Annotated in this window: 26 protein-coding genes; all 26 read left to right on the top strand. The window is 46.5% G+C overall.

Features of this window, described 5'->3' with window-relative positions; genetic code table 11:
* Positions 1 to 4: 4 nt before the first annotated feature.
* The 26 genes from fliQ to ispG all read left to right on the top strand — a co-directional run bounded on the left by fliQ (position 5) and on the right by ispG (position 24,159).
* Entirely contained in the window at positions 5 to 274 is a 270-nt protein-coding gene (gene fliQ / locus HP567_RS20350; protein ID WP_007719290.1) for a flagellar biosynthesis protein FliQ, read from the top strand.
* A 3-nt stretch (positions 275 to 277) separates the two neighbouring features.
* Positions 278 to 1,060, top strand: coding sequence for a flagellar biosynthetic protein FliR (fliR, locus tag HP567_RS20345; RefSeq protein ID WP_173608009.1), 783 nt, complete (start codon positions 278 to 280; stop codon positions 1,058 to 1,060).
* Complete coding sequence (gene flhB / locus HP567_RS20340) at positions 1,057 to 2,154, top strand: flagellar biosynthesis protein FlhB (protein ID WP_173608008.1); 1,098 nt, start codon at positions 1,057 to 1,059, stop codon at positions 2,152 to 2,154. Before fliR ends, flhB begins: the two co-directional genes overlap by 4 nt.
* Positions 2,155 to 2,172: 18 nt before the next feature.
* Positions 2,173 to 4,215: a flagellar biosynthesis protein FlhA gene (flhA, locus tag HP567_RS20335; RefSeq protein WP_064202438.1), complete on the top strand. Its 2,043-nt coding sequence runs from the start codon at positions 2,173 to 2,175 to the stop codon at positions 4,213 to 4,215.
* Positions 4,212 to 5,558, top strand: coding sequence for a flagellar biosynthesis protein FlhF (flhF, locus tag HP567_RS20330; protein WP_173608007.1), 1,347 nt, complete (start codon positions 4,212 to 4,214; stop codon positions 5,556 to 5,558). Before flhA ends, flhF begins: the two co-directional genes overlap by 4 nt.
* Positions 5,559 to 5,562: 4 nt before the next feature.
* Entirely contained in the window at positions 5,563 to 6,426 is an 864-nt protein-coding gene (locus tag HP567_RS20325; protein ID WP_173608006.1) for a MinD/ParA family protein, read from the top strand.
* Positions 6,427 to 6,457: 31 nt separating this feature from the next.
* Positions 6,458 to 7,573 carry a protein-glutamate methylesterase/protein-glutamine glutaminase gene (locus tag HP567_RS20320; protein ID WP_173608005.1) on the top strand — a complete coding sequence of 372 codons (1,116 nt, stop codon included), beginning with the start codon at positions 6,458 to 6,460 and terminating at the stop codon, positions 7,571 to 7,573.
* 21 nt (positions 7,574 to 7,594) lie between these two features.
* Positions 7,595 to 9,619 (top strand): chemotaxis protein CheA, encoded by a 2,025-nt coding sequence (locus HP567_RS20315; protein ID WP_173608004.1) that lies wholly within the window; start codon positions 7,595 to 7,597, stop codon positions 9,617 to 9,619.
* A 16-nt stretch (positions 9,620 to 9,635) separates the two neighbouring features.
* Positions 9,636 to 10,112, top strand: coding sequence for a chemotaxis protein CheW (locus HP567_RS20310; protein ID WP_007719278.1), 477 nt, complete (start codon positions 9,636 to 9,638; stop codon positions 10,110 to 10,112).
* Positions 10,113 to 10,117: 5 nt separating this feature from the next.
* Entirely contained in the window at positions 10,118 to 10,744 is a 627-nt protein-coding gene (locus HP567_RS20305) for a chemotaxis protein CheC (RefSeq protein WP_173608003.1), read from the top strand.
* Positions 10,731 to 11,216: a chemotaxis protein CheD gene (locus tag HP567_RS20300; RefSeq protein WP_015891734.1), complete on the top strand. Its 486-nt coding sequence runs from the start codon at positions 10,731 to 10,733 to the stop codon at positions 11,214 to 11,216. The genes HP567_RS20305 and HP567_RS20300 overlap by 14 nt, the downstream gene beginning before the upstream one ends.
* Positions 11,217 to 11,219: 3 nt before the next feature.
* Positions 11,220 to 11,603: a hypothetical protein gene (locus HP567_RS20295; protein WP_173608002.1), complete on the top strand. Its 384-nt coding sequence runs from the start codon at positions 11,220 to 11,222 to the stop codon at positions 11,601 to 11,603.
* Positions 11,604 to 11,619: 16 nt separating this feature from the next.
* Positions 11,620 to 12,408 carry a FliA/WhiG family RNA polymerase sigma factor gene (locus tag HP567_RS20290; protein ID WP_173608001.1) on the top strand — a complete coding sequence of 263 codons (789 nt, stop codon included), beginning with the start codon at positions 11,620 to 11,622 and terminating at the stop codon, positions 12,406 to 12,408.
* 31 nt (positions 12,409 to 12,439) lie between these two features.
* Positions 12,440 to 13,858 carry a DUF342 domain-containing protein gene (locus tag HP567_RS20285; RefSeq protein ID WP_173608000.1) on the top strand — a complete coding sequence of 473 codons (1,419 nt, stop codon included), beginning with the start codon at positions 12,440 to 12,442 and terminating at the stop codon, positions 13,856 to 13,858.
* 46 nt (positions 13,859 to 13,904) lie between these two features.
* The gene (locus HP567_RS20280; protein WP_173607999.1) at positions 13,905 to 14,243 is read left to right on the top strand and encodes a hypothetical protein; all 339 of its coding nucleotides are present in this window, start codon (positions 13,905 to 13,907) and stop codon (positions 14,241 to 14,243) included.
* A gap of 23 nt (positions 14,244 to 14,266) precedes the next feature.
* Entirely contained in the window at positions 14,267 to 14,794 is a 528-nt protein-coding gene (locus HP567_RS20275) for a DUF6115 domain-containing protein (RefSeq protein WP_173607998.1), read from the top strand.
* Positions 14,769 to 15,461 carry a DNA polymerase III subunit gamma/tau gene (locus HP567_RS20270; RefSeq protein ID WP_173607997.1) on the top strand — a complete coding sequence of 231 codons (693 nt, stop codon included), beginning with the start codon at positions 14,769 to 14,771 and terminating at the stop codon, positions 15,459 to 15,461. Before HP567_RS20275 ends, HP567_RS20270 begins: the two co-directional genes overlap by 26 nt.
* 244 nt (positions 15,462 to 15,705) lie before the next feature.
* Positions 15,706 to 16,416 (top strand): 30S ribosomal protein S2, encoded by a 711-nt coding sequence (rpsB, locus tag HP567_RS20265; RefSeq protein WP_015891726.1) that lies wholly within the window; start codon positions 15,706 to 15,708, stop codon positions 16,414 to 16,416.
* 137 nt (positions 16,417 to 16,553) lie between these two features.
* A complete protein-coding gene (gene tsf / locus HP567_RS20260; RefSeq protein WP_173607996.1) occupies positions 16,554 to 17,441 on the top strand; it encodes a translation elongation factor Ts in 888 nt (295 codons plus the stop codon).
* A gap of 159 nt (positions 17,442 to 17,600) precedes the next feature.
* On the top strand, positions 17,601 to 18,323 hold the full coding sequence (pyrH, locus tag HP567_RS20255; protein WP_007719254.1) for a UMP kinase: 723 nt from the start codon (positions 17,601 to 17,603) through the stop codon (positions 18,321 to 18,323).
* 2 nt (positions 18,324 to 18,325) lie between these two features.
* Positions 18,326 to 18,883, top strand: a complete 558-nt coding sequence (gene frr, locus HP567_RS20250) for a ribosome recycling factor (RefSeq protein WP_015891724.1) — start codon at positions 18,326 to 18,328, stop codon at positions 18,881 to 18,883.
* A gap of 66 nt (positions 18,884 to 18,949) precedes the next feature.
* Complete coding sequence (locus HP567_RS20245; RefSeq protein WP_173607995.1) at positions 18,950 to 19,720, top strand: isoprenyl transferase; 771 nt, start codon at positions 18,950 to 18,952, stop codon at positions 19,718 to 19,720.
* Positions 19,721 to 19,737: 17 nt separating this feature from the next.
* A complete protein-coding gene (locus tag HP567_RS20240; protein ID WP_173607994.1) occupies positions 19,738 to 20,523 on the top strand; it encodes a phosphatidate cytidylyltransferase in 786 nt (261 codons plus the stop codon).
* Positions 20,524 to 20,563: 40 nt separating this feature from the next.
* On the top strand, positions 20,564 to 21,712 hold the full coding sequence (locus HP567_RS20235) for a 1-deoxy-D-xylulose-5-phosphate reductoisomerase (protein ID WP_173607993.1): 1,149 nt from the start codon (positions 20,564 to 20,566) through the stop codon (positions 21,710 to 21,712).
* Positions 21,713 to 21,755: 43 nt separating this feature from the next.
* The gene (gene rseP / locus HP567_RS20230) at positions 21,756 to 23,021 is read left to right on the top strand and encodes an RIP metalloprotease RseP (protein WP_173607992.1); all 1,266 of its coding nucleotides are present in this window, start codon (positions 21,756 to 21,758) and stop codon (positions 23,019 to 23,021) included.
* A 55-nt stretch (positions 23,022 to 23,076) separates the two neighbouring features.
* Entirely contained in the window at positions 23,077 to 24,159 is a 1,083-nt protein-coding gene (gene ispG, locus HP567_RS20225) for a flavodoxin-dependent (E)-4-hydroxy-3-methylbut-2-enyl-diphosphate synthase (protein WP_015891719.1), read from the top strand.
* Positions 24,160 to 24,174 lie beyond the last annotated feature (15 nt).

Below are 24,174 nucleotides of genomic sequence, written 5' to 3'. Positions count from 1 at the left end.
GAGCATGACACAAGAATTACTTATGCAAATTGCCCAGAGCTCTGTTTATACCATCCTGCTGATTTCGGCACCCGCACTTGGGGTCGCCTTGCTGGTCGGTTTGATGGTCAGTGTCTTTCAGGCAACGACACAAATTCAGGAGCAGACACTCGCTTTCATTCCAAAGATCGTGGCCGTATTTGTCGTGATCTTGGCTGCTGGTCCATGGATGCTCCGGGTACTGCTTGATTTTACGATGGGGATTTTCGGTAACCTTCATCGTTTTGTTGGGTAGCGTATGAATCTTTTTCTGATGTATCTGCCCGTATTCTTGCTTGTTTTTGTCCGAATGAGTGCCTTTTTTGTAACGGCTCCGTTCTTTTCCATTCGTGGTGTACCGAATCAGTTTAAAATCGGTCTCGCATTTATCATTGCCGTCATTAGTTTTCAATCCTTGCCGGTACAAGGCGAGATTCCAATGGATTTGACTTTTATTCTGTATATCATGAAGGAAGCGCTTGTTGGTGTCATTCTTGGATACATATGTGAAATGATGTTTGTCGCCATTCAGGTTGCCGGCGGACTGATGGACATGCAGATGGGTCTCGCAATGGCAAACGTGATTGATCCCAAAACGGGTGCATATATCCCGATAACAGGTAACTTCAAAAACATTCTCGCTGTCCTGTACTTTTTCAGTATTGACGGACATCACATGCTGATACGAGGTGTGATAAGCAGTTACCAGGTTATACCCGTGGACATCATGTGGGCGGCTTTCGGAAGCGAAAACGTCATGATGACAGCAGTAAAAACATTTCAAACGATGTTTACGAGTGCGTTTATGATTGCGGCACCGATCGTCGTTGCATTGTTTCTGGTTGATCTCTCTCTTGGTATTATCGCCAAATCTGTCCCGCAGTTTAATATCTTTGTGGTGGGTTTGCCCATTAAACTGCTTGCCGGCTTTTTACTGCTTATTGTGGTGATGCCTGCGTTCTTGCTGACCCTGAACGGATTGTTTGGAAACATGTTCCGGGCACTTGCAGAAATGATGAAATCGCTCGGAGGATCACCATGAATCAATTGAGGCTTTCCTATCAAGTAGATCTTCAATTTTTTAATGGGGAAAAGACAGAAAAAGCTACGCCCAAGAAAAAGCAAGATGCACGAAAAAAAGGGCAAGTCGCGAAAAGTCAGGATCTTTCCCCAGCCCTATCTTTGACAGCATTTTTCTTTCTGCTAATGATGCTTGGCTCTACCATGCTAGGCACCTTTCAAGATTTGATGCGGGAGTCATTGATTACATATACCACGTGGCAAGTAAATGAAGAAAATTTAAAAGTCATCGTAATGCAGCTTGCATTTGAAGCGATAAAAATTGTAGGACCTATCTTGGGCTTGAGTTTTCTTATCGCATTTGCGGTGAACTACATGCAGGTAGGCTGGCTAATTAGTACAGAACCCCTTCAAATGAAGCTGGAAAAGATCGATCCGATTAAAGGGGCAAAACGAATTTTTTCCTTACGCTCGCTCGTAGAGCTACTGAAATCTTTATTAAAAATAAGCGCAGGCATTTACGTCGCGTACGTCATTTTGTGGAATGCAAAGGAACAAGTTGTACAGCTTTCCTTATTGTCTCTCGGAGCAGTCTTATCGTTTACTGCCGAAGAGGTGACAAAGCTGGGAATCTATCTCGGGTTATTGCTTTTCATTCTTGCGGTCCTGGACTACGCCTATCAGCGCTATGAGCATGAAAAGAATCTGCGGATGTCTAAGCAGGATCTCAAGGACGAGCATAAGCAAGCGGAAGGTGATCCGCTCATCAAAGGGAAGATTCGTGAACGGCAAAGAAGCATGGCCATTCGCCGTATGATGCAGGAGCTTCCCAAAGCGGATGTCATTATTACGAACCCGACTCACTTTGCTGTTGCCGTTCGCTATGACGCGAGTGCGATGAGTGCACCGACGGTAATCGCCAAAGGGCAAGACTATCTAGCGTTAAAAATAAGGGAAGTAGCGAAAAAGCATCGTATCGTTACCATGGAAAACAAGCCCTTGGCCCGGGCTCTCTATAGTCAAGTTGAAGTTGGGCAACAAATTCCCGAAGAGATGTTTAAAGCGGTCGCGGAAGTTCTCGCGTACGTCTACAAGCTGCAAGGGAAAGTGAAATAAATGGAAGGAGGATAACCAGTGGGATTCAAATTTAAAGAAGTTGGTACGATCCTTTTTGTCATAAGCATTGTTGTCATGATGGTAATCCCACTTCCTTCAGCGCTTCTTGATTTGCTGTTGATTTTGAATATCTCCCTTGCATTGACCATCTTGCTTGTGTCGATGTATACAAAAGAAACTTTGGAATTCTCGATCTTTCCGACGGTTTTGCTTATTACAACACTTTTTCGACTGGCCTTGAACGTGTCGACGACGAGAAATATTCTATCGCACGGTGAAGGCGGTAAAGTTATTGAAACGTTCGGTAGCTTTGTAGTCGGTGGTAATCAAGTCGTCGGTTTCGTTGTGTTTTTGATCTTGATCATCATTCAGTTTATCGTAATCACCAAAGGTTCTGAGCGTGTCGCTGAGGTAGCAGCACGTTTTACGCTCGATGCGATGCCTGGTAAACAGATGAGTATCGACGCGGATCTAAATGCAGGAATGATCACAGAAGCAGAAGCACGTGTACGAAGAAAAAAGATTGAAAACGAAGCTGACTTTTATGGAGCAATGGATGGTGCCAGCAAATTCGTAAAAGGGGACGCCATCGCGGGTATTATCATTTTTATCGTAAATATTATCGGTGGTTTTATCATCGGGATGCTCATTCACGATATGAGCTTTGCCGAGTCTGCCTCTCGTTTCACTACCATGTCTGTCGGTGATGCATTGGTGAGCCAAATTCCTGCGCTCTTAATCTCGACCGCAGCGGGTATTATTGTAACGCGTTCCACTTCTGGTGAAGGTTTGGGAGAAGACATCGTCAAGCAAATGTTCAGCTTCCCACGTCTTCTCTATATCGTATCGGGATGCATGTTGTTGCTGGGTCTTTTTACTCCGATTGGAATTTTGCCTGTGCTCCCAGTAAGCGGGATAATGGCATTTGCCGCCTGGAAAATGGAAAAGAACCAGAAGATGCAGATACAAGAATCCGCCGATAAGGTGGAAGAACAGCAAATGGAAGAAGTACGCAGTCCAGAAAGCGTCGTGAACCTGTTACAGGTCGATCCGATCGAGTTCGAATTCGGTTATGGCTTAATCCCGCTTGCTGATGTGAAGCAGGGGGGAGATCTGCTAGATCGAGTCATCATGATCCGAAGACAAATCGCACTCGAGATGGGGATCGTTGTACCGGTCATTCGTATACGTGACAACATCCAGCTTCGGCCGAATGAATACATGATCAAAATAAAAGGCAACCAGGTCGCAAAAGGGGAAATCATGCTGGATCACTATCTGGCAATGAGCCCGGGGATTGAAGATGATTCCATTGTTGGGATAGAAACCGTAGAACCTGCGTTTGGATTGCCCGCATTATGGGTAACAGAAGAGAATAAGGAGATTGCTGAGCTGTCTGGCTATACAGTTGTCGATCCGCCATCTGTTGTGGCTACACATCTGACAGAGGTCATCAAGCGACATGCCCACGAATTGTTAGGTCGCCAGGAAACAAGGGCCCTGATCGACAATGTAAGGGAGACAGCACCAGTTCTCGTAGACGAGTTGATTCCAAGTTTGCTTGCCATCGGGGACGTACAAAAAGTATTGCAAAAGCTGTTGCGTGAAAAAGTGTCTGTTCGAAATCTCCATGTCATTCTTGAAGCGCTCGCGGATCATGCCTTGTATACAAAAGATCCAGATGTACTGACAGAGTATGTGAGACAGGCGATGGCGAGACAGATCACACTCCAATTTACGGAGCCAGGACAACCACTTCGCGTGCTGACAGCTGGAGCAGGATTGGAAAAAGCAATCTCTGAACGTGTGGAACAGTCTGAGCAAGGAAGCTATCTGGCGATGGATCCGGAAACGTCTCAGCGAATTTTCCAAAACATGTCGACTGAAGTGAGCAAAATGATCAACTCGGGTCAACAGCCGATCATTCTTTCATCACCAGCGGTCCGAATGTACTTGCGTCAATTAGTAGATCGCATGATGCCAGACGTTCCCGTTTTGTCGTACAGCGAGCTCGAACCACATGTTGAAGTGCAAAGCGTAGGGATGGTGAACATTTCGTGAGGGTAAAACGTTACATTGTCGATTCGATGCCAGAAGCAATGGAAAAAATCAGGACGGACTTAGGAATGGATGCAGTGATTCTTAATTCCAAGCCGATCAAAACAGGTGGATTGTTCGGGATGTTTGGCAAACAACGAATCGAAGTAATCGCTGCTGTCGATGAAAAGGCATCCGAGCGAGAAAATCCCACAGTAGCAGCTGAACATCGAACCAGCAACGTTTTGCCCAAATCGCAGACGGGTACGTACACGGCTGCTCAAGCGTATCGAAGACCGACTGTGGCAAAAACATCGGAGAATCAACAAGTTCAATCAACAGGTAGGGAGCAGCTCGTAGCCGCGATGACACAAACTGCGGTTGCGACGCCTCCACAAGAAGAGATCTCAGATACGAGAGCTGTGCCAAAGCAGGTAGAGCCAGCTGAGCAGCATGCTCCTGTCACGACATCCCAAGAAAGAGCTATACCCGTAAGCAATCATGACGCGATTGCCACTGAAATGCGAGATATGCGTCAAATGTTTCAAAAGCTGTTGGTGCATGACTTAAGTGAACAACTTCCTCCGGCGATACAATCTATTCGTGCAAAGTTATTGAAGCAAGAAGTGACGGAAGAGCTAACTGCAGAAATCATTCGAAAAGTAATGGATATGTCGCAACCGGGTGAAAAATGGACGGAGGAAGAAGCGTTTACGGTAAGCCGAACGATTATCACTTCCATGATCGAGCCATATACAGCATCTTCGCCAAAGCTGGGTAAGAACGTACGGTATGCTTTCTTTTTCGGTCCGACAGGGGTTGGAAAAACAACGACCATTGCGAAGCTTGCGGCGAACAGCATGTTGAAGGAAAAGCGAAAAATCGGCTTTATCACGGCTGATACGTATCGAATGGCGGCTGTAGAACAATTGAAGACGTACGCAAACATCTTGAATGTCCCACTGGAGGTTGTCTTTTCTCCGAAAGAAATGGCGGCAGCGATGGAGCGCTTAAGTGATTGTGACCTCATTTTTGTAGATACGGCTGGACGAAATTTTCGCAACGATGAATACGTCGAAGGCATTCGTGAATTGTTGGAGCATGGCAAAGACAGCGTGAACTACCTGGTACTTAGCTTGAGCTCCAAATTCAATGATATGAAAGCGATCGTCCAAAATTTTGCGGAAGTTCAAGTGAAGCAAGTCATTTTTACAAAAGCGGATGAAACGAACAGCTTTGGCACGATGTTGAATGTTTGTCAGGAGATGAATCTACAGCTCTCCTATGTAACGACAGGTCAAAATGTACCAGATGATATCGTTGTAGCTACACCCGAGCTGGTTTCAACGATGATTATGGGAGAGTAAACAGATGCGTGACCAAGCAGAGCAACTCCGTGAGCGGATGCTACAAAACAAGAAGACACGACCAACTAGACTGGTCACAGTGACGAGTGGAAAAGGTGGTGTCGGCAAGTCCAATTTCAGCTTGAATTTTGGACTTGGTTTGATTGAGAAAGGTCATAAGACGGTTTTGTTTGACTTGGATCTGGGTCTGGCAAATCTGGATGTATTAATGGGAATTACCCCAAAAAAGCATCTGTTTCATTTGTTAGAGCCAGATACGACTGTTTGGGACATTATCGAGCACGGGCCAGGAGGCTTAGAATTCATTGCGGGTGGATCTGGATTTACGCAGATCATGCAGTTAGATGATGAGAAGCTTGATCGCTTATTCTCACATCTGGACCCATTGCAGGGCTATGCCGACACCATCATTTTTGATACGGGAGCAGGTTTTTCAAAAGAATCCATGCGATTCATGCTCTCCTCAGACGAGGTGATCCTTGTTACCACTCCTGAACCACCAGCGATAACAGATGCATATGCAGTCATGAAGATGCTACACGCACGCAATCCTGCTGTATCCATTCGTTTGGTGATAAATCGAGCGTCGTCGGAGAGAGAAGGGAAAATGACGGCAGACAAGCTTGCGATGGTTTCCAAACGTTTTTTGAATATGGAAATTCAGTCGCTTGGATATGTTTCGGATGATCCTTATGTTTCAAAAGCTGTTAAACTGCAGCGTCCTTTTCTACTTACATATCCACAATCGCAAGCCGCGAGAAGCATACGAAATCTGGTAGAGCGGTATTTGGATCGTCCGGTTACTTCAGATGCTTCTGTCAGTGGCCTCAAAGGTTTTCTTGCGAGGTTGAGGCACTTCATACGATGAGACATAAAAGTAGGAAGGGAGCGACATTCGAATGAGCAAAATCCGCGTTCTCGTCACGGACGATTCAGCATTTATGCGTAAAGTGATTTCGGACATTTTATCTACTGATCCTGAGATTGAAGTGATCGATCGTGCCAAGAATGGACTCGAATGTATTGAAAAATGTAAACAACTGGTGCCGGATGTTCTCACACTCGACATTGAAATGCCTGTCATGAACGGTTTGGACGCTCTGGAAAAACTGATGAATGAGTGTCCGGTTCCGATCGTCATGTTGAGCAGCCTGACAAAAGAAGGCGCCGAAGCTACGATTCATGCGTTGGAACTAGGTGCGTTTGACTTTGTAACGAAGCCTTCGGGTCCAATTTCTCTCGATATCCACAAAGTGGGAGATCGTCTTATCGAGCGCGTGAAGGCTGCGGCAGCATCGAAAGTACGTTTGAAAAAGCAGATGCCACGCGTAGCCAAACCGGTATCTTTCGAACCAACAGCTGCACCTGGTGCTCCGGCCTCACCAGTAATACGTACGAAAATACCGAGCCCGCCTGCTGTGATGCGGTCACAAGTGGGGGGGAAGGCAAGACTGGTGGTTCTAGGTACTTCCACAGGTGGTCCTAAAGCATTGCAGAGTGTACTGACTGCAATTCCGGCGAATTTTCCTGCACCAATTGCTATCGTTCAGCATATGCCAGCTGGATTCACAAAATCGTTAGCAAATCGACTAGACTCGTTATGTCAGATTCGAGTAACCGAGGTTGTCGATGGCGAGTTTTTGGAAAATGGTACAGCGTACATCGCTCCAGGAGGCTTCCACTTCGAAGTTCGTCAAGTGAATGGCAGACTGCAGGCCTACTTACATCAAGAGGAGCCACGAGGCGGACACAGACCGTCTGTCGATATCCTGTTTGAATCAGTCAGTCAATTGACAAATGTAGACAAGTGGGCAATCATCATGACAGGCATGGGAAATGATGGGACTAAAGGGCTAAAACTCATGAAGGAACTGGGCCGTGTCACAAGTATTATCGAAGATGAGTCGAGCTGTGTTGTATACGGAATGCCACGCGCAGCGATTCAAGCAGGCTTGGCAGACAACGTGGCCCCATTGGAAAAGATTCCAGAGCTGTTGTGCAAGCTCTTGCACTGATTTTTGGGAGGTGGATCACCTATGGATATGAATCAGTATTTGGACATGTTTATTGAGGAGTCAAAGGAACACCTACAGGCGATCAACGCCAATTTGCTACTCTTGGAAAGTGATCCGGGTAACATTGGCCACGTCAAAGAGATTTTTCGATCCGCGCATACATTGAAGGGTATGTCGGCAACTATGGGCTTTGAAGACATGGCGAGTTTGACTCACGAAGCGGAAAATGTACTTGACCTGATTCGCAATCAGAAGCTAACGATTACCAGTGATATCATGGACTCTATTTTCCAGAGTGTAGATTTGATTGAAGGCATGGTCATCGATATCACAGAAGGCGGAGACGGCTCAGCGGATGTATCCGCTATTGTAAAGAAGCTGCGTGCGATTGTTGCAGGAGACTTTTCAGCCGAGCAGGAAGTAGCAGCTACTACTATGGAAGTGGAAGCACCGCAAGAGGAAACTACATCAGCTGAAGATCATGAGCTTGATGATTATGCCATGATGGTCTTGAAGCAGTCTCAGGAGCTCGGGAACAACGTTTTGTGGATCAAAGTGACATTGAATGAAAACTGCTTGCTCAAGGCAGCCCGCTCTTACATGGTTTTTGATCAACTGGAATCCATGGGTGAAGTGATCAAAACGAAGCCAGCTGTTGAAGATATCGAGAATGAGCGATTTGAACAGTCGTTTGAAATCGCCTATGTGACGGAGCAATCGATTGAAAAGGTACGTACTACGATTCTTAACATTTCGGAAATCCAAGATGTGACAATCGAAACCATTCAATTGAAGAAGGAAGCTCCACCTGCTCCCGTAGTGCAACAGGCACCAGCACCAGCTGAAAAGGGTGCAGCAGAAGCTCCTCAAGCACCAGTGAAAAAGGCGACGGCTGGTGGAAAAACCATTCGTGTCGATATCGAACGCTTGGATATCTTGATGAATCTGTTTAGCGAATTGGTCATTGACCGCGGTCGTTTGGAGCAGTTGGCACGAGAAATTGGAAAGAATGAACTGCAAGAAACCGTGGAGCACATGAGCCGGATTAGTGGCGATCTCCAGAACATCATTCTGACCATGCGCATGGTGCCGGTGGAGCAAGTATTCAATCGTTTCCCACGTATGATTCGCGATCTGCAAAAAGATCTAAATAAAAAAGTGAATCTGGAGATTATCGGTGCGGAGACAGAATTGGATCGTACCGTCATCGACGAAATCGGGGACCCACTCAATCACTTGCTGCGTAACTCGCTTGACCACGGAATTGAGTCTCCAGCAGATCGGAAAAAGGCGGGTAAGCCAGAGGAAGGAAAAATCGAGCTCCGCGCTTTCCACAGTGGCAACCATGTATTTATTGAAGTAAAAGATGATGGTGCTGGAATCAATAAAGATAAAGTTCTCAAAAAAGCGCTTGAGAGAGGCATTGTCAATCCTGCCAATGCAGATAGCATGAGTGACAAGCAAATCCATGAGTTGCTATTTGCAGCAGGCTTTAGTACAGCGGAAGTTGTATCTGACATTTCCGGTCGTGGTGTTGGATTGGATGTCGTGAAGTCCAAAATTGAATCGTTGGGTGGCAGTGTCAGCGTAGATTCTGTGCGCGGTCAGGGCACGACTTTCCTCATTCAATTGCCACTTACGCTCTCTATCATTTCCGCGATGCTGGTGCAAGTGAAGGATGAGAAGTACGCTGTCCCACTCAGCTCCATTATTGAGACGGCTGTATTTAAAAAAGATCAAATCATGATGGCTCACCGCCAAAAAGTGATCGACTTCCGGGGACGTGTAGTTCCGCTCGTTTCGCTGCAGGACATTTTCCAAGTGCCTGATAATGGGGAAACGATGGAAGATGAAGTGGCAGTCGTCATCGTACGTAAAGGTGAGAAAATGGCAGGCCTTGTCGTCGATTCGTTCATCGGACAACAAGAGATTGTTCTAAAATCTCTCGGCAAATATCTGGTCAATGTATTTGCCATTTCAGGTGCAACGATCCTGGGAGACGGTCAGGTCGCGCTCATCATAGATTGTAACTCGCTGATTAAGTAGAAGGAGGGGCAGCCACATGCTCGATCAAAAAGAAGTCATTAGCGAAGTCAAAGTGATTGTCTTTCGATTGAAGGACGAAGAGTATGGCGTTGAGGTTCATCAGGTTAAATCCATTGAAAAGCTGGAGCACATCACAAGAGTTCCTCGAACGCCTAGTTTCGTCAAAGGGGTTATTAATCTGCGTGGCGTTGTGACACCGATTATTGACCTGCGAAATCGTTTTAGTCTCGAAGAAAGCGTCTATTCCGAAGCAACTCGAATCATTATCGTGGCCGTAGGTGAATTGGAAGTGGGTCTCATTGTAGATGCCGCAAACGATGTTATCGATATACCAGTTGATGCGATTGAACCGCCTCCAGAAGTTGTTGGAGGTGTGGAGGCTGCTTATTTGCGAGGCGTCGCTAAGCTGGATAAACGACTGTTAATCCTCTTAAACCTCGATAAAGTATTGAGCACTGAGGAAATCAAGCAGTTGGACGCAATTGAGGGGTAAGTAAAATGGGCGATTTTACGAAGTTTGGGGATTTCCAATTTGACGTTTTACGGGAAATCGGGAATATCGGTGCTGGTCACGCTGCCACGGCTCTCTCCAAGCTCATACAAAAAGAAATCGATATGAAAGTTCCACAAGTCAAGATTATCCCCTTCGACGAAGTTGCAGATTGTGTCGGAGGAGCGGAAACTGTAGTAGTGACCGTCTTCCTCCGGGTTGAAGGCGATTGTCCAGGCAACATGTTTTTCATCCTTGATTTGGATTCAGCCAAGCACCTGCTCGAGCAAATCACAGGAATTAATAAAGATGTGCACGAGTGGGAAGAGCTGGAGATCTCCGCGTTGCATGAGATTGGCAACATCTTAACAGGTTCTTATTTATCATCGTTAGCTGATTTTACACAATTAAATTTACAGCCGTCCGTACCTGCACTCGCTGTGGATATGGCTGGAGCTATTCTAAGTTATGGATTAATAGCGTTGGGTCAAGCGGGTGACTTTGCCCTCACGATTGACACCGCTTTTTTCGAAGGCAATGATCAAGTAAAAGGGAACTTTTTCTTAATTCCTGATCCTGAATCGCTCCCAATACTATTTCGTTCATTAGGGGTTCCGTTCGATGGAGATTATTAAGATAGGGATGGCTGATCTCGGTGTGGCAAAGCCGCCGAGCAAGCTGCGTACTACCGGTTTAGGTTCTTGCGTAGGAGTAGTACTCTACGATCATATCCATAAAATTGCAGGTATGGCACATGTTATGCTCCCTGAATCGTCTTTGGCTAAAGGCGGGGAGCTAACGATAGGAAAATATGCAGATACAGCAATCCCTCATCTGATTCAGTTGATGGTGAAGGCTGGTGCGGAGACGAGACACACAGTTGCGAAATTGGCTGGTGGCGCACAAATGTTCGCGTTTTTAGGAAATAATGACACCATGCGGATTGGGCCTCGGAATGTAGAGGCGTGCAAACTTGCATTGAAGGATGCTCATATAAAGATCGTGGCAGAAGATACAGGGGGAAACTGCGGTCGGACAATAGAGTTAGATGCCACAAACGGCATTCTTCAAATCAGGACCGTAAATCAAGGTGTGAAGGAAGTATAACAAATGTTAGGAACCATTTGGATTAATTTTGGATTAGGGATGCTCGCATTTCTTGTAACGCTGGGTACGGCTGTGGCGAGTAATGTCTGGCTCGTATCACTGGAGAGAGCAGGTATTGCATTTGTCCTATTCTTCCTCGCTGCATTTCCAATTCGTTGGCTGCTCGCAACGTTCATACAGTCATCTACTCCACCAATGGTTACGGACACGCTAGAGGGGACAAGCTCTCCTCTAGCAGAAGGTGGGGTCGTTCTGGAAATTGGACAACAATTCGAACAGGAAGAACAGACATTTGCACCACTCTTAATCAACAACATGGAAAGGATTCATCCTACTGAGGATCCAGCCACCGTTGCAGAGGTCGTTAGGCGCTTATCAGATGAGTAAAGGTTGGTGACTATTCGTGGCACGGCTAACCAGTCAAGAAAAAGCAAAAGAGTTCGATAAATGGGTCATGTGGAAGCAAGAGGGAAGTCGCGAGGCGGAGGTTGACTTGGTCACGCGGTTTTTGCCACTGGTAGACAAGGTGGCAAATCGGTTGGCAATTAATCTGCCATCAAATGTGGACAAGGATGACTTGATTAGTTATGGGCGCTTTGGGCTATTGGACGCTTTGGCTAAATTCGATCACACCCGGGGTCTCCAATTTGAGACGTACGCTATGTGGAGGATTCGTGGCGCAATGATCGATGGACTACGCGAGAACGACTGGATCCCTCGTACTGTTCGAGACAAGGCCAAAAAAATCGAAGAAGCATACACCACCTTGGAACAGCAAATGCTGCGAATGCCAACCGATCAAGAAGTGTCTGATTATCTGGGAATAAGCAAAAAGGAGCTTCAACAGGTTTTCTTGGAAACCTCTCTTGCCAGCATGGTTTCAATCGATGAAGCAGTAGGGGATGAAGACGAACAAAAAACAGCAAGGCATTCGTATATCATCGACGAGATCACACCTCGGCCTGATAATGTGGCGGAAGTATCCAGCTTAAAAGAGGTTCTAGTAACGGTCATCGACAAGTTGCCTGAAAAGGAACGACTGGTTGTCTCCTTGTTTTATTTTGAAGAAATGACCTTATCAGAAATTGCGGAAATCATGAGCTTGTCACCTTCAAGAATATCCCAGTTGCACTCCAAAGCTCTTTTCCGACTTCGTTCTGCGTTGTCCAGATGGAAATCGCAATTGATGTAAGGGGACATTACCCAAGCTTGAGAGGGGTAGAATGATGGAAGGGATCGGGAATTATAAAATAGAAGTAAAAATTTCAGCTGATAAATTGGAGGCCGAAATACTTCTTCGTATGGACGAACAAGATATCGATGAAATTGTCATCTTGGAAACAGATGTCTATAAAGCCTTACAAGCAAGCAATGTGAAATATGGAATTCTCGATGATGTAGTTCGGGACTTGTGCACCTTACCCGCGAAGTATGCAAACGCGAGAGTAAAGGTTGCTCAAGGGATTGCACCTGTGGCCGGAACCGATGGGACTATCGAGTACCCTTATTTGGCATCTATTAATGAAGGGGAAGGTCCAAAAGAGCTAGAGGATGGCCGAGTTGATTTTTATAATGTGACGACAATCCCCAATGTAGCAAAAGGACAACTCTTGGCACGTAAAATACCAGCAAGCCAGGGACAACCAGGCACAGCAGTTACCGGAGAGCCCATCGCTCCCAAAGCCGGCAAGGAAATAAACATAAAGCCTGGGAAAAATGTTGTGCTCAATCAAGAGCGGACGATGCTATACGCCGCTATTGACGGACAAGTATCCTTTACGGAACAGGCAAAAATGAACGTGTTTCCCGTATTTGAAGTAAACGGGGATGTTGATTTTGGTGTTGGCAATATTGATTTTGTGGGAACGGTGGTCATTCGCGGGAACGTATTGAATGGCTTTCGCGTAAAGTCATCAGGAGATATACGCGTACTTGGCAGTGTAGAAGGGGCCGAGCTGTACGCGGAAGGTTCCATTGAGATCAAAAGCGGGATTGTTGCCCAGGACAAAGGCTGCATTGTTGCGGGGAAAGATGTCCGGACATCCTTTATCCAAAACGCCAATGTAACGGCTGGCAATCAAGTGATTGTTTCACAAAGCATCATGTTCTCCACCGTACGTGCCGGAAAGCAAATCATTTGCAAAGGGTCAAAAGGATTCATTATTGGCGGCGTACTGCAGGCTGGGGAAAAGATTGTGGCACGAGTATTTGGGAACAGCAGCGCCACTCCTACGATACTCGAAGTAGGAGTAAAACCGGAATTAAGACAAGAACTTGCGAACATTCAAAAAGAACTACAAAATGTGTATGAAAATTTACGCAAAACAGATCAAGGCCTTGGCGTTATGAATCAGATCCTTCAAGTCAGCAAGGAACTTCCAGCAGACAAACGTCTCATGCAAATCAAGCTAACCAATACTCGTTTGGTTCTGGAAAAAGAAAGTAAGGAATTGGAAGCGCGCAGAAATGATATTGAACTCGAGCTAAAAGGGGAAGGCCCAGCAGCTATTGAGGCATATCATGTAATGTATCCAGGAATTAAAATGACGTTTGGAAAGCTGGTGCACTTTATCAAGCACGAGTATGCGAGAACGCGATTTATTGTGCTGGACGGTGAAATTAGCACAGCAACTCTCATCTAATCCAGGATGCTTACATACTTAGTGTGACAAAGGGAGTTGGGGCCATATGAGTTTGAAAGCGGTTGAATTGCAGGTGGCAATACCACGCACGTTAGAAGTCAGCCGAATTCAGGAGCATCAGCAACAACGAACCATGCATGAACAACAATCAATGATTGATCAACGAAGAGACCTGGATGAACATATGCGTCAGCGCCCGACCGATCTTGAGCAATCACAAAAGAACCAGATACGCGAACGGGAAAAAAAACAAGGACAGCAAGAGCATCAGGACAAAAAAGAATCCACTGGGAGCCAAATGTCCGAATCGAGCGAAGGTGTATCTACGAATGCTGATCTCATGAGAGACCCGTTGCGTGGACGTATTATAGATATTTCTTTATAAACGAAGTCAAGCCAGAAATAAAGGTGGACAACATGGACGTAGTGTATCCCATCCTGATTGGAGCAGGAATGATCAGCATGCTTCTTGCTTTTATCATTAAAAAGAAGCAGCCTGTTGACTCCTTTTCCTCATTACCGACACAACGCACGACGGACAAGGACGAGCTCGAAAAAAGCGTGCAACGTCTTCAAAAGCAGGTAAAGCAAGAAACCAATCTTCTTGCTGCAGAATGGCAGGAAATGAGAGCGGACCTTCTCGAGGATATCGCGAGTTTGCGCAAGCGATTAGACTATATGGAAGAGCAATGGCAAACGAGTGAAAGCCACAACAAGCAAGAAGCTCCAAAGGACACTCATAGGATAGAACCAGCACCTCAAGTACAAGAGGTGGATATGCTGGCACTGCGAGAACGTTATCGCCGTGCCTTTGAGCTGAGTAAAGAAGGTTTGTCTCGGGATGAGATCGCAAAACGACTAGGTGCCGGCAGAGGGGAAATCGATTTGATCTTTTCCTTGGCTGACAGGCATGAGCGAGGTCTGGCCGATGCGTAAACAAGAGCTATTATTCGGGTTTGGAGCAGGTCTGATTGTGGCTACCTCCATTATCGGACTGTTGGCTCCTAAGCAGACTGCGCAAGCTCCGGCGATGACTGTCGATCAAATGAAAGTAGCCGCACAAGAGCTGGAAATGGTCGTACTTACAGCAGATGAATACAAACAGTGGCAAGAAGAAAAGAAAGTGAACGTCCAGCCAGCTCCTGGAGTGCCCAAGGCGCCAGTTACGCCAAAGGTAGGACAAACAGTGGCGCCTGTGACAAAGCAACCGCAGACGCCAACTGTACAGCCTACGACACCTGCAGCTTCATCGGAGCAAAAGGTGACTCCGCCAACAGATCCAGTGAATAAGGACGTCCAGCCTACTCCTACCGTACCGAATACACAGACACCATCACCAAATGCGGAGGCACCTAAACCTCCGATAGTGGAGGCACCTTTGGCGGATAAGAAGGTTTCTTTCACTGTTCCTTACAAAGCAACCGCAGAGGATGTAGCGCAGATTTTAGTAAAGGAAGGAATTCTTCCTGCCGACAATCAATTTGTGGCCCAACTACGTGCCAGTGACAAGCTAAATCGTATTCGAGTCGGCACCTATGAAGTGTCGACTGCCGCTAAGGAAGCAGACATCGTCAAATTGATAACAACGCCGCCTAAAAAATAGGCGGTTTTTTCAATGTAACGAAATGTGTCCGTTTGTCGTCTGTCAAAAGGGTCAAAACTTTTTTACGAAATAAATGGAATTCGTTTGTTGCAATTGAAACTTCCATGTGATATATTCATTTACGGTGTTGAAATCGCACGTCCACCAATTCCGGCAACGGTGCTGCCTATGGCAGAATTGCTTGGAACATGCGGTGAGACGGAGGTAGGCATCACAAAAACCATTTTTGAAGGAGGTGTGAAATATGGCAGTAATTTCGATGAAACAATTGCTCGAGGCTGGTGTACACTTCGGTCACCAAACTCGTCGTTGGAACCCGAAAATGGCTCGCTATATCTTCACCGAACGTAACGGAATCTACATTATCGACCTACAAAAAACCGTTAAAAAAGTAGAGGAAGCGTACAACTTCGTGCGTGAACTCGCTCAAGACGGCGGAAAAATCCTCTTCGTAGGTACGAAGAAACAAGCACAAGAATCCGTTAAAGAAGAAGCAGAACGCACAGGTCACTACTTCATCAACCAACGTTGGTTGGGTGGTACTCTGACAAACTTCACAACCATCAAAAAACGTACTGCTCGCTTGGCTGAGCTGAAGCGTATGGAAAACGATGGTACTTTCGCAGTATTGCCTAAGAAAGAAGTTATCGTTCTGCGCAAAGAAATGGATCGTCTGGAAAAATTCTTGGGCGGTATCGCTCACATGGATAAACTGCCTGACGCTCTGTTTGTCATCGATCCTCGTAAAGAGCGCATCGCTGTAGCAGAAGCTCGTAAATTGGGTATCCCAATCGTAGCGATCGTAGATACTAACTGCGATCCAGATGAAATCGATTATGTGATCCCAGGTAACGATGACGCAATTCGCGCTGTGAAATTGCTCACTGCTAAAATGGCAGACGCTCTCCTGGAAGGAAACCAAGGTACAGAGCAACAAGCAACAACAACTGCGTAAGCATGTGTGTTAAAGGGTGGACTGAGGGTGTCAGAACCCCCGTCCATCCTTTTTTGCTGAATAGCGTCGCCGAGGTTAACAGGTGACTTGCTTTTCGATTATAATAGGATCGTAACTTTTCGAGGAGGTTTCACTCAATGGCAATTAGTGCACAAGCGGTTAAAGAACTGCGCGAGCGTACAGGCGCAGGTATGATGGATTGCAAACGCGCGCTGGAAGAAACAGCAGGCGACATGGAAAAAGCAATTGACTTGCTCCGTGAGCGCGGTGTAGCGAAAGCAGCGAAAAAATCCGGACGTATTGCAGCTGAAGGTTTGACTGCGACAGCGGTAGCTGGAAACGTAGCAGCAGTTGTAGAAGTAAACTGCGAAACTGACTTCGTTGGTAAAAACCCTGAGTTCCAAACACTTGTGAAAGACATCGCTGAGCACGTTGTATCCCAACGTCCTGCATCTGTTGAAGAAGCTCTGGAGCAACCTTTCAAAGGTGCTGGCGAGACTTTGGGTCATGTAATCAACGAGAAAATCGCGACTATCGGAGAAAACATCTCCTTCCGTCGTTTTGCTCTCTCCGAGAAAACAGACAACGGCGTTTTCGGTGCTTACCTGCACATGGGTGGACGTATCGGCGTTCTGGTTACTTTGGAAGGTACACAAGACGAAACACTGGCTCGCGACCTGGGCATGCACGCAGCAGCGTCCAACCCACGTTTTGCTAACCGTGAAGAAGTTTCCGCTGATGAGATCGAGCGTGAGCGTGAAGTTCTGAAAAACCAAGCACTGGCTGAAGGCAAACCTGCTAACATCGTTGAGAAAATGGTAGAAGGCCGCCTCTCCAAATTCTTCGAAGAATACGTACTGGTTGAGCAACCATTCGTAAAAGATACTGACAAGAAAGTAGCTACTCTGCTGAAAGAAGCAGGAGCTACCTTGAAAGGTTTCGCTCGCTTCCAAGTAGGCGAAGGTATCGAGAAGAAACAAGAAGACTTCGCAGCTGAAGTAATGGCTCAAGTTAATAAGCAATAATAAAGGTTATAGGGAACACCTTCGTGTTCCCTATTTTCAAAGCGAGAGTTTCACTTTGTGTGAAACTCTCTGCATGTAGATAGCAGTGTGTACCTGTTCCCAATTAGAAGGAATGAAGACTGGGCACAGAGAATGATTCATGAATGGAGGCCGTTTCACATGCCACTTCCTGCCTATAAACGGGTTGTGTTAAAGTTGAGTGGGGAAGCTTTGGCGGGGGACTTAGGGTATGGTATTGACCCAAAAGTTATTTTCTCCGTCGCTAACCAGATCAAGGAAATCGTAGAATTGGGTGTACAAGTCGCAGTAGTCGTCGGAGGAGGTAACATCTGGCGCGGACTTTCCGGCAGCTCCAAAGGAATGGATCGGGCAACAGCCGATTACATGGGTATGCTGGCCACAATTATGAACTCACTCGCCTTGCAGGATGGGTTAGAAAAAGTGAACGTCCCGACTCGTGTTCAAACCTCGATTGAGATGAGACAGGTAGCAGAACCATACATACGCCGTCGTGCCATTCGCCATTTGGAAAAAATGCGCGTGGTTATCTTCGCTGCCGGTACTGGTAACCCTTACTTTTCAACAGATACGACTGCAGCGCTGCGTGCAGCTGAGATTGAAGCTGAAGTAATCCTGATGGCGAAAAACAAGGTAGACGGTGTTTACTCTGCAGACCCAAGCCTTGACCCGAACGCTAAGAAGTACGACCAGTTGACATTCCTGGAAGTGCTGAATAAAGGTTTAGGTGTCATGGATTCAACAGCGTCCAGCTTGTGCATGGATAACAGTATTCCGTTGATCGTCTTTAACATTTCTGAAGAAGGCAATATTCGTCGGGCAGTAATGGGCGACAAAATCGGTACTCTAGTGAAAGGGGAATAATTATGCCACAAACTGTGCTAAATGACATGGAAGATCGCATGAATAAAGCGATCAATGCTTTGAAAAGAGATCTGTCCAGCCTGCGTGCAGGTCGTGCGAACCCAGCGATGCTGGATCGTGTTACAGTAGACTACTACGGCACGCCAACGCCGATTAGCCAATTGGCAAACATCAGCGTACCAGAACCACGTATGCTGACAATCCAGCCTTGGGATAAAACGGCGCTCAAAGAAATTGACCGTGCGTTGCAACAATCGGATTTGGGAATTTCTCCATCCAATGATGGCGTGATTATCCGCCTGATCATTCCTCCACTCACAGAAGAACGTCGTAAAGAGCTCGTGAAGCTGGCAGGAAAAGGTGGAGAAGAGGCAAAAGTAGCGATTCGTAACATCCGTCGTGATGCAAACGATGAAATCAAAAAGCTTGAAAAAGCTGCTACTATTTCTGAGGACGATTCTCGTCGTCATCAAGAAACCATACAAAAAACGACGGATAAATTCATCGCCGAAGTTGACAAGATCGTTAAGGACAAAGAGAAAGACATTTTGGAAGTATAGGTAATGGTAATCCCCCTCGTTTGAGGGGGATGTACGTCTATATCTCTCATTACGGGGGAACACTTTATGTTAGAACATCTGGCGCGCAAATGGGGCCGCAAAGAAAAGCAATCGGAGCCAGCCGAGTTGGATCGTTCCGGTAAGATTCCGGAACATGTGGCGATTATTATGGATGGTAACGGTCGTTGGGCCAATAAGCGCAGTTTACCCCGGGTTGCCGGGCACCGTGCAGGAATGAAAGCAGTAAAAGAAGTCGTCAAGGCTGCAGACGAGATCGGCGTGCGTTATATGACGATGTACGCATTCTCTACCGAAAACTGGAAGCGTCCACGCGATGAAGTGGATTTTCTCATGAAACTTCCGCAGGAATTTTTGTCGACAGAATTGGATGAATTAATAGAACGTGGTGTCCGCATACGCATGCTGGGCAGTAAAAACGAACTGCCTTCTCATACGCTGAAAGCATTGCTGGAAGCAGAAGAGAGAACGAAGGACAATAGCGGTCTTCAATTGAATTTTGCCCTGAATTACGGGGGGCGAGATGAACTTGCAAAAGCATTCTCAGAGATGGCAGCACAAGTAAAAGCAGGCGAGCTACAACCAGAAGAACTGACAGAGGAATTGATATCGAGCTACCTGTATACAAGCGAAATTCCCGATCCAGACCTCTTGATTCGTACAAGTGGAGAGATTCGCTTGAGTAACTTTATGCTGTGGCAATTAGCATATACAGAATTATGGTTTACGGACGTGCTATGGCCTGATTTTACCCGTGAACATTTTTATCAAGCAATCGTGGAATACCAAGGCCGAGCTCGTCGCTACGGGGCGGTATAGCCGAGAGGTGGAATCAGTTGAAGCAACGTATAATAACAGGCCTGATTGGTGGGGCTGCTTTTCTATTATTGATGTATGCTGGTGGAGTTTGGTACTCACTATTAGTGTTTTTACTGGCTGTCATTGGTTATTTTGAATTTATGAGAATGGCTGGCATTCAGTCATTTTATTTGGCAGGATTGCTCGGATATGTATTGATGTTAAGCATTTTGTGGCCGTCTCTATTATTTTCGGATTGGCTCAGTATCAGCATGCCGGATCTGATGCTGCCCGTCATCCTGCTCTTGTTGATTTACTCCGTTTTACGGAAAAATCAGTTTCACATCGAACACGTCGCCCTTACGTTGGTGGGGGCGTTATACATAGGCTACGGTTTTACTTATATGGCCGCTACCCGAAACCTACCTGAAGGATTCATGCTTACGGTGATGGTCATTATGGGAATCTGGTCGACTGATTCGGGCGCCTATTTTGTCGGAAAAGCAATAGGTAAACGTAAACTGTGGCCAGAAATTAGTCCAAACAAGACGGTGGAAGGGGCCTTAGGAGGTCTCTTCGCTTCGGTCTTGATTGTTCTTTCCATCAATGCTAGCTTTGGACATTTTGCGATTGATCAGGCATTGACCATCGCTCTTGTTGCAGGGATCGTCGGGCAATTGGGGGATTTGGTGGAGTCGGCTTTCAAGAGACATTTCCATGTAAAAGATTCAGGACAACTCATTCCGGGTCACGGGGGCGTTTTGGATCGCTTTGATAGTTTTTTGCTCGTCTTTCCGGTTCTACATCTATTAGGTATTGTCTAAAACCTTTTGCATATAGAAAGAGATATAGAGGGTGAAATCCGTGAAAAAAATAGCGCTCTTAGGTTCAACGGGGTCAGTTGGAACGAGCACGCTTGAAGTCGTAGACCAGCATCCAGAGGATTTTTCGGTGGTGGCTATGGCTGCTGGAACAAACGTCGACCTACTAACACGCCAGGTGGAAAAATTCAAGCCCGAGCTCGTATCTGTGGGAAATGAGAAGGCTGCCGTTGAACTGCGAGATAGATTGGCGGGCAAGTCTCAACCAGAAATCGTTTACGGTGCCGAAGGATTGGAACTGGTTGCCCGTCATGAAGCTGCCAATTTCGTTATGACCGCTGTTGTGGGCAGTGTAGGGGTCGCACCTACACTCGCTGCGATTGAGGCGGGAAAAACAATTGGACTGGCCAACAAAGAGACACTGGTGAGCGCTGGCCCTGTTGTCATGAAACGAGCGAAAGAAAAAGGTGTATCGATTATTCCAGTAGACAGCGAGCATTCAGCTGTCTACCAATGTCTGCAAGGAGAGCGCAAGGAGGATGTGGCGCGGGTCATTTTGACCGCTTCAGGCGGTTCGTTCCGTCATCTCTCTCGCGAGGATCTACAGCAAGTGACAGTTGAGCAGGCATTGGCTCATCCGAATTGGAGCATGGGTGCAAAGATTACCATCGATTCTGCCACCATGATGAACAAAGGTTTTGAAGTGATCGAGGCTCATTGGCTGTTCGATTTACCTTATGAGCAAATCGAATGCGTATTGCATTATGAAAGTATCATACACTCTATGGTAGAATACAAAGACAGAGCGGTCATGGCCCAACTCGGTACACCGGATATGAAGGTTCCGATTCAGTACGCCATGAGCTATCCCATCAGAAAAGAACTGCCTACAGAACCACTTGATTTGGTCAAGATCGCCACGCTTCATTTTGCTGCCATGGATTATGAGCGTTATCCACTGTTAAAATTAGCGTATGAGTGCGGCATGGCAGGAGGTACGCATACTGCAGTACTGAATGCAGCCAATGAAGTCGCAGTTGATAGGTTCTTGAAGGGAGCGATCAGTTTTTTGGACATCGAAAAGGTCGTCCGAAAAACATGCGAAGCTCACCTTGGTGTAGCGAGCCCAGAGCTTTCAGATATTTTTGCAGCTGATGAGTGGGCACGCTCTTATGCGCTCGTTTCCATCTAAGGAATATGAGTGTTAGATACTTGACAGAAAGGTGGCTGTTCACTTGCCTTTGCCCAACCTGGATTCCGTTGAATCAATTCTCGCGATTGTAGTTGTATTTGGGGTACTTGTCTTTGTGCACGAACTAGGACACTTCCTTCTGGCCAAGAAGGCAGGGATCTTATGTCGTGAATTTGCACTGGGAATGGGGCCAAAAATTTTTCGCGTGAAGCGGGGAGAAACGGAATACACCTTACGCCTGTTACCCATCGGTGGTCTCGTTCGCATGGCGGGAGAAGACCCGGAGATGGATATGTTAAAACCGCACATGGAAGTAACCGTGGAGCGGGATGCGTTAGGAAAGGTCACACATATTTTGCTCGATGGGCCAAGTTCTGGTTCTACTCGTTCGATCACCGGTACGGTGGTACAATTTGATCTGGAGCAAAATTTAAATATCGTGCTTGAACTGGACGGAGAGCAGAAGACGTTTGCTGTTCATCCACAGGCTCAGCTGGTCAAGGATGGAGAAGAAGTACAGATTGCCCCTCTGAACAGACAGTTCAAAGGCAAGACAGTTTCACAGCGTTTCTGGGCGATTTTTGCGGGACCTGCAGCCAACTTTTTGCTGGCGTTTGTTTTGTTTATCGTGATCGGCTTCTTGTACGGCGTACCGAATGGCAGTTATCTGGGGAATGTGATCCCGGGAGGACCTGCTGCTCAAGCTGGATTATTGCCAGGTGATAAGGTGGTCGCGATTCAAGGTCAGCCTGTATCCTCGTGGAAAGACGTTGTAGAAAAGATTAGTAAAGCGCCGGACCAACAGCTAACATTTGAATACGAGCGCAATGGACAGCGTATGAGTGTGCCAGTTAAAGTAGGGAAAGACGAAAACAACGTAGGCAAAATCATGGTAACCAATGCACTCACGTTTGCTCCAGGGGAAGTTCTGAAATCTGGTGCAACCAACACTTACGATTTTACGATGATGATCCTGAAAAGCTTGGGAATGCTCGTAACGGGGGAATACGGATTGAAGGACTTGAGTGGTCCCGTCGGTATTTTCAAGATGACTGGTGAGGTTGCGCAACAAGGCATGGCGATTCTGTTGAAATGGGCTGCTGTATTGAGCATTAACCTTGGGTTGTTCAATCTGTTGCCACTGCCAGCCTTGGACGGCGGACGTCTGGCATTCTTGGGAGTAGAAGCGCTGCGAGGTCGACCTGTTGATCCGCATAAAGAAGGAATGGTTCATTTCTTGGGCTTTGCCTTTTTGATGTTGCTAATTTTGGTAGTGACTTGGAATGATTTGCAACGATTGTTCTCCTAATCACGTACTAACAAGATAGAAAGAAAAACAGACATACCTAAAAGGATGGTGCAAAATGTTCAAGCGCGAGGAGACGAAACCGGTTTTTGTAGGTGGAGTGCAAATCGGGGGCCAAAAAAGCGTAGTCATCCAATCGATGACGACAGCAGACACACGTGATGTAGAAAAAACTCTGGCTGAGATTCAGAGACTGCACGATGTCGGTTGCCAAATTGTTCGCTTGGCCGTCATCAATGAAGATGCAGCACGTGCCATCAAAAAAATTAAAGAACGCTCCCCTTTGCCGCTTGTTGCCGACATTCATTTCGACCACAAGCTGGCGTTGATTGCATTGGAGAGCGGGATTGATAAAATTCGGATCAACCCGGGAAACATCGGTTCGAAAGAAAAAACGCAACGCGTAGTGGAAGCGTGCCGTGAGCGCAATGTTCCGATCCGTATCGGGGTCAACTCCGGTTCTGTCGAGAAAAGACTATTGGATAAATATGGTTACCCTTCTCCGGAAGCAATCGTAGAAAGTGCGATGGACCACGTGCAAATTCTGGAAGACTTGAACTACGACAACATTGTCATTTCCTTGAAGTCTTCCGATGTTCCAACGATGATCCAAACCTATTCATTGATGGCACAGAAACGCAACTATCCGCTGCACGTCGGTGTAACAGAAGCAGGCACACAGTTCTCCGGCAGCATCAAGTCTTCAGTTGGAATCGGAACGGTATTGTCGATGGGAATCGGTGATACCATCCGTGTATCCCTGACGGCTGATCCTGTTGAAGAAATTAAAGTAGCAAAACAAATCCTTCGCAGCTTGGATATCGTGAACAACGATCCAGTGGTGATTGCATGCCCATCTTGCGGTCGATGCGCAATTGACCTGATCGGCTTGGCAACAAAAGTCGAGGATGCCGTTTCCACGCTGAAAGTACCGTTAAAAGTAGCGGTAATGGGCTGCGCGGTAAATGGACCTGGTGAAGCTCGTGAAGCAGATGTAGGCGTTGCCGGCGGAAATGGCGAGGGCTTGATTTTCCGTAATGGTGAAATTGTTCGGAAAGTAAAAGAGACCGAGTTGTTTGAAGAGCTGATGAAAGAAATTAACGAAATAGTAAACGAGCAAAAACCTACAACTGTAGGATAATGCACGTTGATTGCT

It is taken from the genome of Brevibacillus sp. M2.1A, from assembly GCF_013284355.2.
Classification (GTDB): domain Bacteria; phylum Bacillota; class Bacilli; order Brevibacillales; family Brevibacillaceae; genus Brevibacillus.
Note: the sequence above shows the minus strand (reverse complement) of the source record. Positions and strands in the feature narration are given on the sequence as shown.